The sequence below is a fragment of the Mycolicibacterium boenickei genome (assembly GCF_010731295.1).
In the GTDB taxonomy this organism is placed as follows: domain Bacteria; phylum Actinomycetota; class Actinomycetes; order Mycobacteriales; family Mycobacteriaceae; genus Mycobacterium; species Mycobacterium boenickei.
This window is the reverse complement of sequence record NZ_AP022579.1, coordinates 2,964,091-2,979,911: the sequence shown is the minus strand read 5'-3', so window position 1 is coordinate 2,979,911 and position 15,821 is coordinate 2,964,091. Positions and strand designations below refer to the sequence as shown.

16 protein-coding genes and 1 pseudogene are annotated in these 15,821 nt (G+C 68.3%); 7 read left to right on the top strand and 10 right to left on the bottom strand.

The window, feature by feature from the left end:
- Window positions 1-44 precede the first annotated feature (44 nt).
- The 3 genes from G6N57_RS14175 to G6N57_RS14165 all read left to right on the top strand — a co-directional run bounded on the left by G6N57_RS14175 (window position 45) and on the right by G6N57_RS14165 (window position 3,423).
- Window positions 45-419, top strand: a complete 375-nt coding sequence (locus tag G6N57_RS14175) for an STAS domain-containing protein (protein WP_162564010.1) — start codon at window positions 45-47, stop codon at window positions 417-419.
- Between the two features lie 10 nt (window positions 420-429).
- Window positions 430-2,511, top strand: a complete 2,082-nt coding sequence (locus tag G6N57_RS14170; protein WP_077743049.1) for an ATP-binding protein — start codon at window positions 430-432, stop codon at window positions 2,509-2,511.
- Between the two features lie 72 nt (window positions 2,512-2,583).
- On the top strand, window positions 2,584-3,423 hold the full coding sequence (locus G6N57_RS14165; RefSeq protein WP_097926077.1) for a type VII secretion target: 840 nt from the start codon (window positions 2,584-2,586) through the stop codon (window positions 3,421-3,423).
- Here G6N57_RS14165 and G6N57_RS14160 read toward each other — a convergent pair.
- From G6N57_RS14160 to dapE, 3 genes are all read right to left on the bottom strand, one after another.
- Window positions 3,404-5,026 carry an ABC-F family ATP-binding cassette domain-containing protein gene (locus G6N57_RS14160; protein ID WP_077743046.1) on the bottom strand — a complete coding sequence of 541 codons (1,623 nt, stop codon included), beginning with the start codon at window positions 5,024-5,026 and terminating at the stop codon, window positions 3,404-3,406. The two genes, G6N57_RS14165 and G6N57_RS14160, sit on opposite strands and share 20 nt — an antisense overlap.
- 167 nt (window positions 5,027-5,193) lie before the next feature.
- Window positions 5,194-5,559: an Hsp15 family ribosome-associated heat shock protein gene (locus G6N57_RS14155; protein ID WP_077743045.1), complete on the bottom strand. Its 366-nt coding sequence runs from the start codon at window positions 5,557-5,559 to the stop codon at window positions 5,194-5,196.
- A complete protein-coding gene (gene dapE / locus G6N57_RS14150; RefSeq protein WP_077743044.1) occupies window positions 5,556-6,620 on the bottom strand; it encodes a succinyl-diaminopimelate desuccinylase in 1,065 nt (354 codons plus the stop codon). Before dapE ends, G6N57_RS14155 begins: the two co-directional genes overlap by 4 nt.
- 34 nt (window positions 6,621-6,654) lie before the next feature.
- Here dapE and dapD point away from each other — a divergent pair, with 34 nt between their 5' ends.
- Window positions 6,655-7,599 (top strand): 2,3,4,5-tetrahydropyridine-2,6-dicarboxylate N-succinyltransferase, encoded by a 945-nt coding sequence (gene dapD / locus G6N57_RS14145; protein ID WP_077743042.1) that lies wholly within the window; start codon window positions 6,655-6,657, stop codon window positions 7,597-7,599.
- 18 nt (window positions 7,600-7,617) lie between these two features.
- Here the strand turns inward: dapD and G6N57_RS14140 are convergent, their stop codons facing one another.
- The 6 genes from G6N57_RS14140 to G6N57_RS14115 form a co-directional block, all read right to left on the bottom strand.
- A complete protein-coding gene (locus G6N57_RS14140) occupies window positions 7,618-8,073 on the bottom strand; it encodes a carboxymuconolactone decarboxylase family protein (RefSeq protein ID WP_077743040.1) in 456 nt (151 codons plus the stop codon).
- Window positions 8,074-8,107: 34 nt separating this feature from the next.
- The gene (locus G6N57_RS14135; protein WP_077743039.1) at window positions 8,108-8,557 is read right to left on the bottom strand and encodes a cupin domain-containing protein; all 450 of its coding nucleotides are present in this window, start codon (window positions 8,555-8,557) and stop codon (window positions 8,108-8,110) included.
- 12 nt (window positions 8,558-8,569) lie between these two features.
- Window positions 8,570-9,490 (bottom strand): NADP-dependent oxidoreductase, encoded by a 921-nt coding sequence (locus tag G6N57_RS14130; RefSeq protein ID WP_174814482.1) that lies wholly within the window; start codon window positions 9,488-9,490, stop codon window positions 8,570-8,572.
- Window positions 9,491-9,592: 102 nt separating this feature from the next.
- Window positions 9,593-10,459, bottom strand: a complete 867-nt coding sequence (gene sigJ / locus G6N57_RS14125; RefSeq protein WP_077743268.1) for an RNA polymerase sigma factor SigJ — start codon at window positions 10,457-10,459, stop codon at window positions 9,593-9,595.
- Window positions 10,460-10,936: 477 nt separating this feature from the next.
- Window positions 10,937-11,284 (bottom strand): VOC family protein, encoded by a 348-nt coding sequence (locus G6N57_RS14120; protein WP_077743037.1) that lies wholly within the window; start codon window positions 11,282-11,284, stop codon window positions 10,937-10,939.
- Window positions 11,275-12,681, bottom strand: a complete 1,407-nt coding sequence (locus tag G6N57_RS14115; protein WP_077743036.1) for an acyl-CoA synthetase — start codon at window positions 12,679-12,681, stop codon at window positions 11,275-11,277. The genes G6N57_RS14120 and G6N57_RS14115 overlap by 10 nt, the downstream gene beginning before the upstream one ends.
- 80 nt (window positions 12,682-12,761) lie before the next feature.
- Between G6N57_RS14115 and G6N57_RS31805 the strand changes: the two are divergent.
- The 3 genes and pseudogenes from G6N57_RS31805 to G6N57_RS14105 form a co-directional block, all read left to right on the top strand.
- A pseudogene (locus G6N57_RS31805) lies at window positions 12,762-13,229 on the top strand (DUF309 domain-containing protein); the annotation flags it as partial.
- Between the two features lie 12 nt (window positions 13,230-13,241).
- A complete protein-coding gene (locus G6N57_RS31800) occupies window positions 13,242-13,787 on the top strand; it encodes an NUDIX domain-containing protein (RefSeq protein ID WP_456152681.1) in 546 nt (181 codons plus the stop codon).
- A 34-nt stretch (window positions 13,788-13,821) separates the two neighbouring features.
- Complete coding sequence (locus G6N57_RS14105; RefSeq protein WP_077743034.1) at window positions 13,822-14,853, top strand: isopenicillin N synthase family dioxygenase; 1,032 nt, start codon at window positions 13,822-13,824, stop codon at window positions 14,851-14,853.
- Between the two features lie 7 nt (window positions 14,854-14,860).
- Here the strand turns inward: G6N57_RS14105 and G6N57_RS14100 are convergent, their stop codons facing one another.
- Complete coding sequence (locus G6N57_RS14100) at window positions 14,861-15,820, bottom strand: proline dehydrogenase family protein (protein WP_077743033.1); 960 nt, start codon at window positions 15,818-15,820, stop codon at window positions 14,861-14,863.
- Window position 15,821: the final 1 nt, after the last annotated feature.

The following is a 15,821-nucleotide window of genomic DNA, read 5'->3' as shown; positions in this document are numbered from 1 at the left end:
CTCCGTTTACAACGTAAACCAAGATCGGTATGCTCGGTTTCATCGTGGAATCGAACCAGCAGGATCACGAGCTGCACTGGATGGCTCACCCCGCACCCGGAGGCCTCATCGTTCAGGTCTTCGGACAGGTCGATGCCCACAACGAGTCCCACTGGCAGCGCATGCTCGACGAATCCGCCGCCGCTGTACCCGAGGGCTCGTTGCTCGTCGTCGACTGCGGATCGCTGGATTTCATGAGCTGCGGGGCGCTGGTCGCCCTGGCCAAACAGGCTGTTGACAGCCGCCAGCGTGGCGTCACGGTGCGGCTTGTCATCACGCAGCCGAGCATCCGGCGAATCATCACCGGATGCGGTCTCGACGATGCGGTGTCGGCGCACCCGGACCTCAATTCCGCGTTGAACGGCCACCGCCCCCCATAGGATTCGATGGATGGCTGTCGACTGGGTGATCGCACCGCGTGACCGCGTACTCGATGGCCTCGAGGCCGGCCTGCAGGAGCGCTGCGGCGCGGCGCTCCTCGGACCTTCGGGGGTCGGCAAGACCTCGGTGGTCCGCACCGCGGCCGAACATCTCGCGAGCGATTTCCGGCGCGTCGTGTGGATCACCGGCACCGAATCGGCTGCCGCCGTTCCGTTTGCCGCCGTGGCGCACCTGATCGACATTCCCTCGACGGGCAAGACCGCCGATGTACTTCGAGCCGCGCGTGAGGCACTCGGGTCCGAGCTGTTGCTGATCGTCGATGACGCGCATCTGCTGGACCGCTTGTCGGCGGCCCTGGTGTACCAACTCGCGGTCAGCGGGGCGGCCAAACTCATCGTCACCGCATCCCCGGCCGACGCCCCCGACGACGTCGCCGCGTTGTGGGATGACGGTCTGGTGAGTCGCGTCGTGATGTCGCCGCCGGGTCATGACGACGCCAGGCTGGCCGATCAGGTGGCCACATTTCTGTCCGATCTGCCCGGCGGCGCGGTCGCGGTGCTGCGGCAGCTGTCGGTGCACGATCCACTGCCGATCGCCGACCTGATCGCGCTGACCAGCACCGAGGCCGTCCAGGAAGCGCAGCAGAGCGGTGTGGTGCGGGTCGACGAGGCAGTGGCACGCTGTGTGCATCCGCTGTTCCTCAGCGCGATGCGCGCCACGATCGGCGGCCCCGGCCTGCGGCGGCTGCGCAGCGCGCTGGTCGAGCGGCTGGCCGCCGCACCCCGCGCGGGGGTGGTGGACCGGCTGCGGGTGGCGGTGCTGGCACTCGACAGCGACGTGCCCCTGCCCGCGGACGAACTCGGCGCCGCCGCAGGCGAGGCGCTTCGACTCGGCGACCTCGAGCTGAGTGAGCGCCTGGCGCGGGCCGCCCTGGCTTCTGCCGGTTTCGGTTCCGAATTCACCGGGCTGCTCACCCTGGCGTACGCGCTGGCCTGGCAGGGCCGCGGCCGTGAGGCCGACGCCGTCCTGGGACAGATCGACCCGGCCGGCCTGTCCGAGGACCAACTGATGGCATGGGCACTGCCGCAGGCGGCGAATCAGTTCTGGATGCTCTCGGAACCCGAACGCGCCACCGCGTTCCTGCGCGCCACCCGTCGCCGCGTTTCGACGCCGACGGCACAGACCACGCTCGACGCTCTCGCGGCCACCTTCGCGATGAATGCCGGTGCGCCACAACGGGCTTTGGGCCTGGCGTTGGAGGTGCTGGCCTCCCCCGCCGCCGATGACACCGCGGTCGGCTGGGCCGGATCGACGGCCGCGCTCAGTTGCGCACGCACCGGCCGGTTCGATGACGTGGACGCGATGGCGCGGCGCGCACTCGCGGCCGGGCATCCGGGACTGTTGCGGTTCACCAGCGGGTTCGGCCAGACCACGGCGCTGCTGATGACCGGCAGGCTGGATCAGGCCCAGGAAATGGCCAAGAACATCACCGATTTCACCCAGCTGCTGCAGCCGGGCCGCTCCATCGGCGAGGTACTGATGGCCGACGTGCTACTGATCCGCGGCCGATATCACGAGGCGATCACGTTGTTGCGCAAGGCAACCGCCGCGCTGGCACCGACCGGGTATTCCTGGGGCCCCCTGGCCTGGATGCTGTTGGCGCAGGCCGTCGGTCAACGCGGTATGCCGGTCGAGGCCGGGAAGGCACTGTCCCGTGCGGAATCCCGGCACGGACTCAAGTCGATGCTGTTCGCGCCGGAGTTGGCGCTGGCCCGAGCCTGGACCTGCTCTGCCCGCAACGACTCGGTGGGCGCGGTGACGGCGGCCCGTGAGGCGGCCAAGGCCGCCGAGCGCGGCGGCCAATCCGCGGTGATGCTGCGGGCTTTGCACGACGCCGTGCGACTGGGCGATACCCGGGCCGTCGATGCGTTGGCCCGCGTGGACCTGGATTGCGTGTTCGGGCAGCTGACGCTGGAGCACGCCCGTGCGCTGGCGGCCGCGGACGGCTCGGCGTTGCGGGACGTCTCGGCTCGATATCGCGACGTCGGGATGCTCGCCGCAGCGGAGGATGCCGCACGTCAGGCCGGCTGAACTTGCCGCTCAGCACCCGCCCGCGCCGACAGTAGAATGCGCAGTTAGACCGCACGATCTTCAGGGGGCCCGATGAACCAGCTCGTCGCCAGCACCGGCGCGATCACCGGACTGCAGGGCATCGTCGACGGAGTCAGCGGTGACATCAACAGCTTCAAGAGCGCGTTCGCGGGTCCGTCCGACCTGGCGTCCAGCCACGGCGCCATCGGATTTCCCATGCAGAACGCATTCGACGGCGCGTCGTCCGCCCGCGAGGGCGCCTTGGGCGCGACCCAGGTGGCCGCGGGCCGGATGGCCGAACTGCTCGGCAAGGCCTCGCAGGCCTACGCCCGCGGCGACATGGATGCCGCCGAGCGGCTCAAGGCGCAGGCCGATGCGCTCGGAGGGAAGTCCTCGGCATCCGGGGCCGGCGGCGGCTCAGGCGCCTCCGAGGCCGCGAGCTCGGGAGCGGGCGGCGCGGGCCAGATGATGGGCCAGTTCAGCCAGATGGCCGGGCAGATGGCGCAGTCGATCACCCAGCCGCTGCAAGGCCTGAGCCAGGCGATGACTCAGGTGCCACAGCAGGTCATGCAGGGTGTGCAGGGCATTGTCGAAGCCGCCACCCAGGCGGCCGGAGGCGGCGGCGACGCTGCGGCCGCGATGGCCTCCGGCGGCGCGGGTGCCGAGGAGGCCGTCAAGGCCGCCGACCATCAAGGACCCGGTGGTGACGGCGCCGGCGGCCCAGCGGATCAGCCCGACGGCAGAGACGACGGCAAGGACGACGCCCAGCGGGGCGAGGCCGGGGCCGCCGCCGCGGATCGCAGCTACGAGCAGCTCGGCAACCGCGCCTCGGCCGGTGCGACGGCCGAGGACGGCTTCGGCGTCGGCCCAGTGCCGACCCAGATCCACAACATCAACCCGCGGCGCCAGTAGCGCTCAACTCTCCGCCGTCCAGCCGCAGCCACCGGTCGATACCGATAGCCGCCAGGAACCGTTCGTCGTGGCTGACCACCACGAACGCCCCCTGGTAGGCGTTCAGCGCGGACTCCAGTTGCCCGACACTGACCAGATCGAGGTTGTTGGTCGGCTCGTCGAGCAACAACAGTTGAGGCGCGGGTTCGGCATAGAGCACGCACGCCAGCGTCGCCCGCAACCGCTCCCCGCCCGACAGCGCCGCCACCGGCAGGTGGATGCGGTCGCCGCGGAACAGGAACTGCGCCAACAGGTGCATGCGCCGGGTGTGTGACAGGCTGGGTGCGGCGGCGGCCAGGCTCTCGGCCACTGTGCGGTCCTCGGCCAGCAGGTCCAGGCGCTGCGACAGCGAGGCGATCCGGCCGTCGGCCCGCTGCACCGTCCCGGCGTCGGGTTCCAGTGTGCCGTCGATGATCCGCAGCAGCGTCGACTTGCCTGCGCCGTTGGGGCCGGTCAGGGCGATGCGCTCCGGACCTCGGATGGACAGCCCGATCCCGTTGTCGGCGAACAGTTTCCGGCCGCCACGGCTGATCTGCAGTCCGTCCCCGGTGAACACCGTGCGGCCGGCAGGCACCACGGTGTCGGGCAGGTCCAGCGCGATCACTTTGTCGTCACGCAAGGCCCGTTCGGCTTCGTCGAGTCGGGTTCGCGCATCGTCGACCCGCTTGGCGTGCACATCGTCGGCGCGGGCCGCCGATTCCTGGGCATCCCGCTTGAGCTTGCCCGCGACGATCTTGGGCAGCCCCGCGTCCTTGACGTTGCGTGCCGCGTTCGACGAGCGTCGGGCGGCCCGCTCACGCGCCTCCTGCATCTGACGCTTCTCGCGTTTCAGCTGTTGTTCGGCGTTGCGGATATTTCCCTCGGCCGCTGCCTGCGCAGCCTCGACAGCCTCCTGGTAGGCGGTGAAATTGCCTCCGTAGAAGACGATTTCACCGCGGTACAGCTCGGCGATCTGATCCATCCGGTCCAACAGCACCCGGTCGTGGCTGACCACCAGCAGGCAACCGGTGTAGCTGTCGAGGGCCTCGTACAGCCGGTGCCGGGCGTCGCTGTCGAGGTTGTTGGTCGGCTCGTCGAGCAGCAACACGCTCGGCCGCTTGAGCAGTTGGGCAGCCAGCCCCAAGGACACCACTTCCCCGCCGGACAGGGTGCCCAGCCGACGGTCCAACGCCAGGCCGTCAAGGCCGAGCCGATCCAGCTGGGCCCGAGAGCGTTCCTCGATGTCCCAGTCATCGCCGATGGTGGTGAACACTTCGTCGCTGGCGTCACCGTCGGCCAGCGCCGCCAGTGCATCGAGGACCGGAGCGATCACCAGCACCGCGGCCACGGTGAGATCGGCGGTGAACGGCAGGCTCTGGGGCAGGTAACCGACCGCACCGTCAGCGATCACTGAGCCTGCCGAGGGGCGGTATTCACCGGCAATCAGCTTGAGCAGCGTGCTCTTTCCGGCGCCGTTGGGCGCGACCAGGCCGGTACGTCCGGGGCCGACGGAAAACGACAGGTCCGAGAACAGCTCGACGTCATCGGGCCAGGAAAACGACAAATGGGAACAGACAATAGACATGCTGATACTCCAAAGTGATGCGGGCAGCAGGGCACCGCGTGGAGGGACAGGAACGAATCGACTCTCGGGATCACCCGGAGATGTCGTCTCCCAGCATGTTTTCGGCCCACCTCGGTTGACAGCAGATGCGAGATCCATAGTACGCACCGGTGCAACCGATTTACCGTTCAGAACGTCCCGCGCAACCGATCCAGTTGTCGCCGTTCACGTTTCGTCGGACGGCCGGCTCCTCGATCGCGGACCGGGACCGACGCCACGATCTCCTTGGGCGGCGGTGGTGGGCTGCGGTCGATCATGCACTCCGATGCGATGGCGGCACCGACTCTCTTGGCGATGGGCCGGATGACCTCCACGATCCGTTCCCGCCCCTCCAGCCGGACCCGCACCTCGTCACCGGGGCTCACGTGCTGCGCCGGTTTGGCGGGCACGTTGTTGACCCGGACGTGTCCGCCCCGGCAGGCGGCCGCGGCCGCGGACCGGGTCTTGGTGATGCGCACGGCCCAGATCCAGCTGTCGACGCGGACCGTGCTCATGTCAGATAGCGCCTCAGCATGTCGGTGACCGCGGTGATCTGGGCGACCTCGACCCGCTCGTCGACCTTGTGGGCGAGGTTGGGATCCCCCGGCCCGTAGTTCACGGCGGGGATGCCGAGTGCGGCGAAGCGGGACACATCCGTCCAGCCGTACTTGGCGCGGACCTGTCCTCCGGCTGCGGCCACCAGCGCGGCGGCCGCCGGTTTGGCCAGCCCCGGAAGGGCGCCCGCGGCGGCGTCGGTCAGCTCGATGCCGACGTCGAGCCCGTCGAACACCTCGTGCACGTGGGCGACTGCCTGCTCGACGCTGCGGTCCGGGGCGAACCGGAAGTTGACCGTCACCGTGGCCGCGTCGGGGATGACGTTGCCGGCGATGCCGCCGTCGATGCGTACCGCCGACAACCCTTCCCGGTAGACGCAGCCGTCGATGTCGACGCTGCGGGGCTGGTACGCCGCCAGCCGGTCCAGCACGGCGCCCAGTTTGTGGATGGCGTTGTCGCCCAGCCAGGACCGCGCCGAGTGCGCGCGGGTGCCGGCGGCTCCGATGACGACGCGGATCGTGCCCTGGCAGCCCGCTTCGATGAAGCCGCCGGACGGTTCGCCGAGGATCGCGACGTCGGCCTGTAACCACTCCGGAAGCTCGCGTTCGATGCGGCCCAGCCCGTTGGCGCTGGACTCGATCTCCTCGCAGTCGTACATCACCAGGGTGATGTCGTGGCTCGGCTCGGCAATGGTGGCCGCCAGGTGCAGGAACACTGCGTCGCCGGACTTCATGTCCGAGGTGCCGCAGCCCCACATCTCGCCGTTCTTGATGTGACTGGGCAGGTTGTCGGCAGCGGGCACGGTGTCGATGTGTCCGGCCAGCATCACGCGCGACGGTCGGCCCAGGTGGGTGCGGGCCAGCACCGCGTCTCCGTTGCGGATCACCTCGAACCACGGTGCCTGCGCGCGCAGCGCTGCTTCGATCTCGTCGGCGATGCGCTGCTCGTGACGCGACTCACTGGGGATGTCCACCAATGCGGCGGTCAGCGCGATCGGATCGGCTCGAAGGTCTAGCCCCATGGTCTCCGAGGCTAGTCCAGTAACCTAGGCCAACGTGACTGCAGCATCTGGCGTCGGCCTGGCCACCATCACCGCCGACGGGACCGTCCTGGACACCTGGTTTCCCGCCCCCGAGCTGAGCGCGTCCGGCGAGGCCGGCACGGTGAAGCTCACCGGTGACGATGTGCCCGCCGAGTTCGCGGGCCTGACCGGCCCCGATGCCGACCGCGGTGTCGAGGTGGTGGCGGTGCGCACCACGATCGCCGACCTTTCGGACAAGCCGGCCGACACACACGACGTCTGGCTGCGGCTGCACCTGCTCTCGCACCGGTTGACCCAGCCGCACGAGGCCAATCTCGACGGCATCTTCGGCCTTCTGACCAACGTGGTGTGGACGAACTTCGGGCCGTGCGCGGTCGAGGGCTTCGAGACGGTGCGCGCCAAGCTGCGCCGCCGCGGGGCCGTCGCGGTCTACGGCGTCGACAAGTTCCCGCGGATGGTCGACTACGTGTTGCCGTCGGGCGTGCGGATCGCCGATGCCGACCGCGTCCGCCTCGGTGCACACCTGGCCGCGGGCACCACGGTCATGCACGAGGGCTTCGTGAACTTCAACGCAGGCACGCTCGGCACCTCGATGGTGGAGGGCCGGATCTCGGCCGGTGTCGTGGTGGACGACGGCTCCGACATCGGTGGCGGCGCGTCGATCATGGGCACGCTGTCCGGTGGCGGCAAAGAGGTGATCTCGGTGGGCAAGCGCTGCCTGCTGGGCGCCAACGCCGGCCTGGGCATCTCCTTGGGCGATGACTGCGTGATCGAGGCAGGCCTCTACGTCACCGGCGGCACCAAGGTGACGACCGCTGACGGGCAGACCACCAAGGCCGTCGAACTGTCCGGCGCAAACAACCTGTTGTTCCGCCGCAACTCACTTTCGGGTGCGGTCGAGGTGGTCAAGCGTGACGGCACCGGCATCACGCTCAACGAGGCGCTGCACGCGAACTAGCTTCGGGCTCTGCCGGATTCAGCCGGCGACACGGTATCGGCTGGAGATGGCGATGCGGTTGAAGGCGTTCATCACCGTGGTCAGCCAGATGACCGCCGAGATCTGGTCATTGGTGAGGGCGGCAGCCGCGGCGGCGTACTCCTCGTCGCTGACGTGCGTATCCGAAATCCGAGTCACTGCCTCGGCCAGAGCGAGTGCGGCGCGGTCGGTCTCGGAGAAGTAGCCCGTTTCTTGCCATGCCGGCAGCACCGCGATCCGGTCCGGGTTCTCGCCCTTCGCGAGGGCCTCTCGGGTATGCATGCGCAGGCAGAACGCGCATCCGTTGATCTGCGATGTGCGGATCTTGACCAACTCGATCAGCAGCGGGTCGAGGCCGGCAGCTGCTGCGCTGGTTTCCACCTCACCGGCCAGGGCGATCAGTGTCTTGTAGGCCGCCGGATGCTGTGTGTTGACGTTGACGCGCGCTGTTGTCATCACTGATTCCTTCGAAAACGTTTGTACGGCACTGCTACTGGTGATCATCGACCTTGAGGCTGTCTCCGGTGTCGGAGACGAAGACGACCAGCAGCTTGGCCGGATCTGTCTTGCTGGCGTTCTCGGTCACAGGGTGGTGCGCACCGGGCTGCTCGACCCAGTTCTCGCCGGCGCGGTAGGTGGCCACGGGGTCGTCGTCGACCGAACTGCGCACGGCGCCCTCGAGAACGTAGGCGTAGACAAAAGCCTCGCCGTGTCGGTGCGGCACCGCGCGAGCTCCTGGCGGGAAGTCGACGACCGCCGAGGTGAAGGTCTTGCCCGGCGCATTCGGAAGCGCCTGCTCGATCAACGGGGTCAGGGTTTCCGACGTGGCGGCCGGTGTCGGTGCCGCGGCGGGATCTGCCTGACTGGCAGAGGTGCACGCGGTGGCCGCCGTCAGGGTGGCCACCGCCAGAATTCCTCCCGCGATACGCATTCCGATCATGTTCTGCTCCTGTCAGTCTTCGGCTACCTGGATGATCGTCTTGCCGGCAATGCGCTTGCCGGGCGCGAATGCGGCCGCCGCCTCGGTCAAGGGCCGCACGGCACCGACGACCGGGGTGAGCCGTCCACCGTTGACGCGCGCGATGAGGTCCGCGAGCCGGGCCCGGTCGGGTTCGACGACGAAGAAGACCGTCCGCCCGTCCCTGGGACGGACTTCTGGCGGCTCGGCGATGGTGACGAGTGTGCCTCCGGCCCGCACCAGGGCTGCCGAGCGGGCGAGAATATCGCCGCCGATCACGTCGAACACCACGTCGACTTCACCTGCATCCTCTAGCTTTTCAGTACCCAGGTCGACGAAGGTGTGGACACCGAGCGCAGTCGCCCGGTCCCGGTCGGCTGTGCGGCCGGTACCGATGACGTATGCACCGACCTCCCGAGCCAGTTGCACCGCGATCGACCCGACTCCACCCGCGGCGCCGTGGATCAGGACCGTCTGCCCCGTGGTGAGCCGGCCGTGGTCGAACAGACCTTGCCAGGCCGTCAATCCGGATATCGGCAGCGCGGCAGCCACCACGTAGTCGACGTCTGCCGGTAGTGGCGCCAGGTTACGGGCCTCTACGGCAACGTATTCCGCGAGCGCACCGTTGCGGGTCCAGTCGGCGAGCCCGAACACCCGCTGGCCGACACTTAAACCTGTTGTGCCGAAGCCCAACTCAGTGACGACGCCGGCGAACTCATGTCCGGGCACGCTCGGAGTCCGGTCGCGGCCCGCCCGATCGGTCCAGGTGGCAGGCCAGTCGAGCTCGCCTGGTGTGAAGCCCGCGGCGTGCACCCGCACGATGACGTCGTTCTCGGCCGTGTGCGGGTACGGCAACTCCGTCAGCGACATCCCGGCGACACCGGCGTCACGGTCTGAAACAGTGATGGCTTGCATCACACGTCCTTTCGGGTGAGGGCGATCGTGCCCGCGCGCGCCGACAACGGCCGTCGTCTGGCTCTGCAAGGGAGACGAGATAGCCCGCCCCGATGTGACAAATCAGAGGTGAGTGAGTTTGTCCGGGTTGATCACCCTGCGGTACGCCGTGATCAAACCGTCCGTGATCTGCACGGTATCCACGGAGTAGACGCCGTCCTGCTGTCGGAACACCAGGGCCGGCTCGCCGCCGACCTCGATGAGATCGATGCGGTCCGGACGCCACTGCCGCCCCACCCGCTCCATCACCATGGCAATCCGCTCACCGCCGCTGATGGGCTTGCGGGCGGCCATGACCTTGCCACCACCGTCGGTGACATAGACCGCGCCCGGATGCAGAAGCTTCACCAGGCCCGCCATGTCACCGGCCTCGTAGGCGGCGCGAAAGGTCGTCAGGACCCGCCTCCGCTCAGCGTTTGATGCTTGCGGTGCGGACTGTTTCGCCTGGTCAACACGCCGCCGCGCCCGTGAGGCCGACTGCCGGGCAGCAGCCACCGTGGTCTCGAGCATCTCCGCGATGCGGACGAACTCGATCCCGAACACATCGTGCAAGACGAATGCCACCCGCTCGGGCGGGCTCAGCTCGTCCATGATCAGCAGCATCGCCGAGCTCACCGACTCGTCGACGAGGACGGGCTCGGACGCGTCCGGCCCGGTCAGCAGGGGCTCCGGCAGCCATGGCCCGACATAGGCCTCGCGGCGTGCGCGAGCACTCTTGAGAATGTCGTAGGACAGCCGCGCCGACACCGTGACCAGCCACGCCTTCAGATCATCAACCTCGGCCAGGTCGGCGCGCGCCGCGCGCAGCCACACCTCCTGGGCCACGTCGTCGGCGTCGGCCACACTCCCCAGCAACCGGTATGCCACACCGAACACGGCGGGTCGATGCGTCTCCCACTCAGCAGCGAGTCTGTCCTGCCGGCCAGTCATACCCGCTACCTCTGCGCCCGTTGCGGACGCGACATCCATCGCCACACCAAGCCAGCGTAGATTCAACCGTCGAACGTTGGCTCATGTGTCACATTTCGCGAAAATCTGATACACAAGCCAACATTCGACCGTCGGGTCCGCTTAGGTGCAGGGGATCCCGTGCGGGCCACCGATCCAGTGACCAGGCGGGGATTGCCAGGGGCACCACTTCTTGATCTGCCCCGGAGGAAGGTTCGGGCCCGGATTCCAGTCAACCCAGCCCGGACCCGGAACCCACGGAATGCGGGGGCCTGGGTCGGCCTGCGATGAGGCCACGCCCAACCCGAGGGATCCGGCGCCCAGCGCACCGGCAATCATTGCTGTTCCCACGATCCTTTTGAGATTCACGTGTGGCCTCCAAACTTCGGCAGGTTGACGTGCGCTTTCTAACCCCTCTATCGCCCACAGTACGCCTTTTGTTAGCGCGGGCCGGCAGGGCTATCGGGCAGAGAGGACACAGAACTCGTTGCCCTCGGGGTCGGCCAGCACCACCCACGTCTGCTCGCCCTGCCCGATGTCCACGTGGCGGGCTCCCAGCCCGATCAGCCGGTCCACCTCGGCCTGCTGATCGTCCGGGGTGAAGTCCGGATGCAGGCGGTTCTTGACCACCTTGTCCTCCGGCACGGGGGTGAACAGCCAGGTCGGGCCGGCGCCGGGCGGCGGGGTGAGGATCACGTCGCCGTCGGCATCGGTGTGCGCGGGCCAGCCGAGCACTTCCGACCACCAAGCACCCAGCGCTTCGGGGTCGCGTGCGTCGATGCAGATCTCGGAGAACCTCAACCCCATTGCGCCAGTTCCTTTTTCATCACCTTGCCCATGGCGTTGCGCGGCAGTCTGTCCACCAGTCGCACTTCGCGGGGCCGTTTGTGCGCTGAAAGCTGTTGGGCGACAAACTCGATCAACGCCTCGGGTGCGGCATTGCCGACGACGAACGCAACGATGCGCTGGCCCAGATCGTCGTCGGGCATCCCGACCACTGCCACCTCGTCGACGCCGTCGTGGCCCAGTAGCACGGTCTCGATCTCGCCCGCACCGATGCGGTAGCCGCCCGACTTGATCAGGTCCACCGACTCGCGCCCGACGATGCGGTGCATACCGTCGGCATCGATGATGGCGACGTCGCCGGTGCGGTACCAGCCGTCGGAATCGAAGGCGTCCGCCGTAGCTTCGGGCCGGTTGAGGTAGCCGCCGAACACCATGGGGCCCTTGATCTGCAGCCGTCCGATGGTTTCGCCGTCGTGCGGCACCGGTGCGCCGTCGTCGTCGACAAGCCGGGTCTGGACGCCGGCCAGTGGCAGCCCGACCCAGCCGGGCCTGCGCTCACCGTCGACGCGGGTGCTCAGCGTGATCAGCGATTCGGTGCTGCCGTAACGCTCCACCGGGGCGTGCCCCGTCAGCCGCACCAGCTCGTCGAACACCGGAACCGGCAGCGGCGCACTGCCGGAGACCAGCAGCCGTGCCGTGGACAGCGCCAGGGCCGAGTCGAGATCCTTGACCACCCGCGACCACACCGTCGGCACCCCGAAGTACAGCGTGCCCTGGGCCTGCGCGTACGCGGCCGGAGTCGGTTTCCCGGTGTGTACGAAGCGGTTTCCGATCCGCAGCGAGCCGAGCAGCCCCAGCACCAGACCGTGCACGTGGAACAGCGGCAGCCCGTGCACCAGGGTGTCGGCGGCGGTCCACTGCCACGCCGCGGCCAGCGCATCGATGTCGTCGGCGATGGCCTGGCGGGTGATCGGCACCCCCTTGGGCGCCCCGGTGGTCCCGGAGGTGTACATGATGATCGCGGTCGAATTCGGTGGCGGTTCTGGATAGCGGTGCCAGGACCGGGCGTGCAGCCGCACCGGGATGTGCGGCAGTCCCTCGGGCTCCGCCGGCTTCTCCCCCAGCCAGGCCTGGGCTCCGGAGTCGGTGAGGATGTGTTTGCGCTCGGCCGCGCCGACGTCGGCCGGAACCGGGACCACGGGCACGCCGGCGATCAGGCATCCGATGATGGCCAGCACAGTCGTCGGGGTCGGTGTCGCCAGGACGGCGACCCGTTGTGCGACCGCCACCCGCTCGGCCACCGACGTGGCGGCACCGACGAGATCACTGCGGCTCAGCACGGCACCGTCGATGGTCACGGCGTCGGCAAGTTCAGCACCGGCGGCGACGGCTGCGGGGTTCAAGGAGGCCAGCAACACGCTTGTGAGGCTACCGCCGCGGCGCCGGCCGTCCGCAGGCGTACTCGACAGGATGAGAAGTTGCGGCGAGGCTTGTGCTCATGGGCACAGCTGAGCGCGATCGCGACGACGCGGGCCGGCCCCGCAGTACGCGTCCGCGTGACGCACTCGGCAGGCCGCTGCCCTACGGCAGCGAGGGCGTCGCACGGATTCCCGATGACCTGGAGCTCTCGCCGGCCGAGACGCTCGCCTATGCCCAGGATCTGCTCGACCGCGGTCAGGCATTCAGCGCACATGAAGTGCTCGAGGCGGCGTGGAAGAACGGCCCGGAGCACGAGCGCGCGCTGTGGCAGGGGCTGGCGCAGCTGGCTGTGGGCATCACCCACGTGCAGCGGGGCAACCGGACCGGTGCGGCTGCCCTGTTGAGACGGGCCTCGGCGCGGCTGTCGCTCGTCGAGCGACCGGCGCCGTATGACGTCGACGTGGCCGGTCTGGTCGCGTACGCCGACGGTCTGGCCGACGCCATCGACGGAGGCGACCTCACCGACGACCGACTACAGGTCCGCCTGCGCTCAGCCGCGATCCGCCGGACGGCGACGCGCGAGGTGTATCGGAACAACTGGTTGACGCTGCGCGAGGACGACATCGTCCGGCCCGACGGCAGCACCGGCGTCTATGCCGTGGTCGACAAACCCACCTATGCCCTGGTGATCCCGTACGACCCCGATCACGATCGGTTCCACCTCGTCGAGCAGTTCCGCTACCCGCTGGGGCTGCGGCGCTGGGAGTTCCCGCAAGGCACCGCACCCGAGCAGCAGCATCTGGATCCGGAAACCCTGGCCCACCGCGAACTTCGCGAAGAGACCGGGCTGCGCGCACAAACCGTGGAACGGCTCGGCCAGCTCGACGTGGCGGCTGGGATGAGCAGCCAGCGCGGATGGGTGTTCCTGGCGACGGGTCTCACCGAAGGCGAGCACGAACGCGAGCACGAGGAACAGGACATGCACAGCGCATGGTTCTCACGCGCTGAAGTCGACCGGATGGTCCGGGACGGTGAGATCACCGATGCCCAGTCGATTGCCGCCCTGGCATTTCTGCTGTTGCGCGAGAGCCGGATTCGGCGTTGACATCAACTGCGGTTGAGGTTCTACCGTCGAGCGCGTGAGCCAATCAGAGGTAATAGTCGACCAAGTCGTCCTGCGCGACGGCTTCGTCCCATTGATCGACATCAGCAGCGCGCGCAACGGCGACCAGCGCCGGCGTCAGGCGGTGGCCGATGCCATCGGTCGCTGCTGCGAAACCAGCGGGTTTCTCCTACTCGTCGGCCATGGCGTCCCCGATGCGGTGATCGACGATGTCAATCGCGCTCTGCGCGAGTTCTTCTCGCTCCCTCAGGCCGCGAAAGAACAGCTCAGGGCGGATCCCGCAGACCCGCTGGCCCGCGGGTTCAGCAGTGCGGGCAATCTCGCGGCCACCAACGACGGAGCCGACCGTGCTGCCGAGCACGAATCACCGGACCAGGTGGAGAAATTCGTCCACTTCCCGCTGGGCAATCCGGAAGGTCTCGACGGGCCAGGATGGACCGACGAACGCGTGTTCGTCGCCGAACGCTGGCCCGAGGTACCGGGATTCCGCACGGCCTACCAACGCTATTACGACGAGATGTCCGTGCTCGCGACCGAGTTGTCACGGCTGTTCGCCCTGGCCCTTGGCCTGCGCGAAGACTGGTTCGACGGCTTGATCGACCGGCACAACTCCAACCTGATGGCCAACCACTACCCTGCCGACGATCAGCCGGCCGGCCACATCCGGCTGAGCCAGCACAGCGATTGGGGCAACCTGACCATCCTGCTGCAGGACGAATCCCAGAGCGGGCTACAGGTTCAGGGCGATCGCGGCGAGTGGCTCGACGTGCCAGTGGTGCCGGGCGCGTTCGTCATCAACATCGGTGACCTGCTGGCCCGATGGACCAACGACCGGTGGGTGAGCACGGTGCACCGCGTGGTGAGCACCGGAGCGCCCACCGCCGAACGGTTCACGCTTCCCTTCTTTCACCAACCCAACTTCGACGCCGTGATCGAGTGCATTCCGACCTGCGCCGGCGCGGACAACCCCCCGCGGTATGAGCCGGTGGTGTCCGGGCCGTACCTGCTCAACAAGTTCAAGGTCGCCTACGACCTGAGTCCGGGGTGAGGCCGGCTCAGTGGCGCTCGGCCAGGGCCCGCAGGAAGAACATCAGGTTGGCCGGGCGCTCGGCCAACCGCCGCACGAAGTAGCCGTACCACTCGTTGCCGAACGGAACGTAGACCCGGACATGGTTGCCCGCCTCGGCCAGCCTGCGTTGTTCGGCATCGCGGATGTTGTAGAGCATCTGGTACTCGAAACCGTCTACACCGCGGCCGAATTCGCCGGCCAGGGCCGGCACCGCGTCGATGATCACCGGATCGTGTGAAGCCACCATCGGGTAGCCCGATCCGGCCATCAGCACCCGCAGGCACCGCAGGTAGGAGTCGGTGACCTCGTCGGCATCTCGGTAGGCCACCGAGGCCGGTTCGTCGTAGGCGCCCTTGCACAGCCTGATCCGGGCTCCCGCTGCGGCGAACTCGCGGCAATCGGCCTCGGTGCGGTGCAGGTAGGCCTGCAGAACCGTGCCCAGCCAATCGAATTCGGTTCGCAGGTCGCGCACGATCGACAAGGTCGAGTCGGTGGTGGTGTGGTCCTCGGCGTCCACCGTCACCCAGGCCCCTACGTCGCGGGCCTTGGCGCAGATGGTGTGCGCGTTCTCGTAGGCGATCTTCTCGCCGTCGCGGGGCAGCGCCTGGCCGAGGGCAGAAAGCTTGAGCGACACTTCCAGCGGCCGCACCGCCGCATCGACGTCGCCGCGGCGTGCCAGCCCGTCGAGGAGGGTGAGGTAGGCCTGCACTGTGCGTTCGGCGTCCTCGTTGCTCGTGGTGTCCTCGCCGAGGTAATCCACGCTGACGAAGCGACCCGAATCCCTCAGCGCACCAACGGTGTCGAGCGCGTCGGGCACCGTCTCCCCCGCGACGAAGCGGTCGACGACCCGGCGGGTGATCGGGAGGCGTTCAGCGGTGTGACGTAGCCGCGAGGAGTGCGATGCGGCCAGGATCGTGGGGCGGGCCACCCGCTGAAACACGCCCATC

Bases quoted from the DNA above. Each gene is read 5' to 3' on its own strand.
- dapE (WP_077743044.1), bottom strand. From the start codon at position 6,620: ATGGGGCTAGACCTTCGAGCCGATCCGATCGCGCTGACCGCCGCATTG.
- G6N57_RS14135 (WP_077743039.1), bottom strand. From the start codon at position 8,557: ATGATCGGAATGCGTATCGCGGGAGGAATTCTGGCGGTGGCCACCCTG.
- G6N57_RS14120 (WP_077743037.1), bottom strand. From the start codon at position 11,284: ATGGGGTTGAGGTTCTCCGAGATCTGCATCGACGCACGCGACCCCGAA.
- G6N57_RS14160 (WP_077743046.1), bottom strand. From the start codon at position 5,026: ATGTCTATTGTCTGTTCCCATTTGTCGTTTTCCTGGCCCGATGACGTC.
- G6N57_RS14155 (WP_077743045.1), bottom strand. From the start codon at position 5,559: ATGAGCACGGTCCGCGTCGACAGCTGGATCTGGGCCGTGCGCATCACC.
- sigJ (WP_077743268.1), bottom strand. From the start codon at position 10,459: ATGACTGGCCGGCAGGACAGACTCGCTGCTGAGTGGGAGACGCATCGA.
- G6N57_RS14170 (WP_077743049.1), top strand. From the start codon at position 430: ATGGCTGTCGACTGGGTGATCGCACCGCGTGACCGCGTACTCGATGGC.
- G6N57_RS14165 (WP_097926077.1), top strand. From the start codon at position 2,584: ATGAACCAGCTCGTCGCCAGCACCGGCGCGATCACCGGACTGCAGGGC.
- G6N57_RS14100 (WP_077743033.1), bottom strand. From the start codon at position 15,820: ATGGGCGTGTTTCAGCGGGTGGCCCGCCCCACGATCCTGGCCGCATCG.
- G6N57_RS14140 (WP_077743040.1), bottom strand. From the start codon at position 8,073: ATGACAACAGCGCGCGTCAACGTCAACACACAGCATCCGGCGGCCTAC.
- G6N57_RS14130 (WP_174814482.1), bottom strand. From the start codon at position 9,490: ATGCAAGCCATCACTGTTTCAGACCGTGACGCCGGTGTCGCCGGGATG.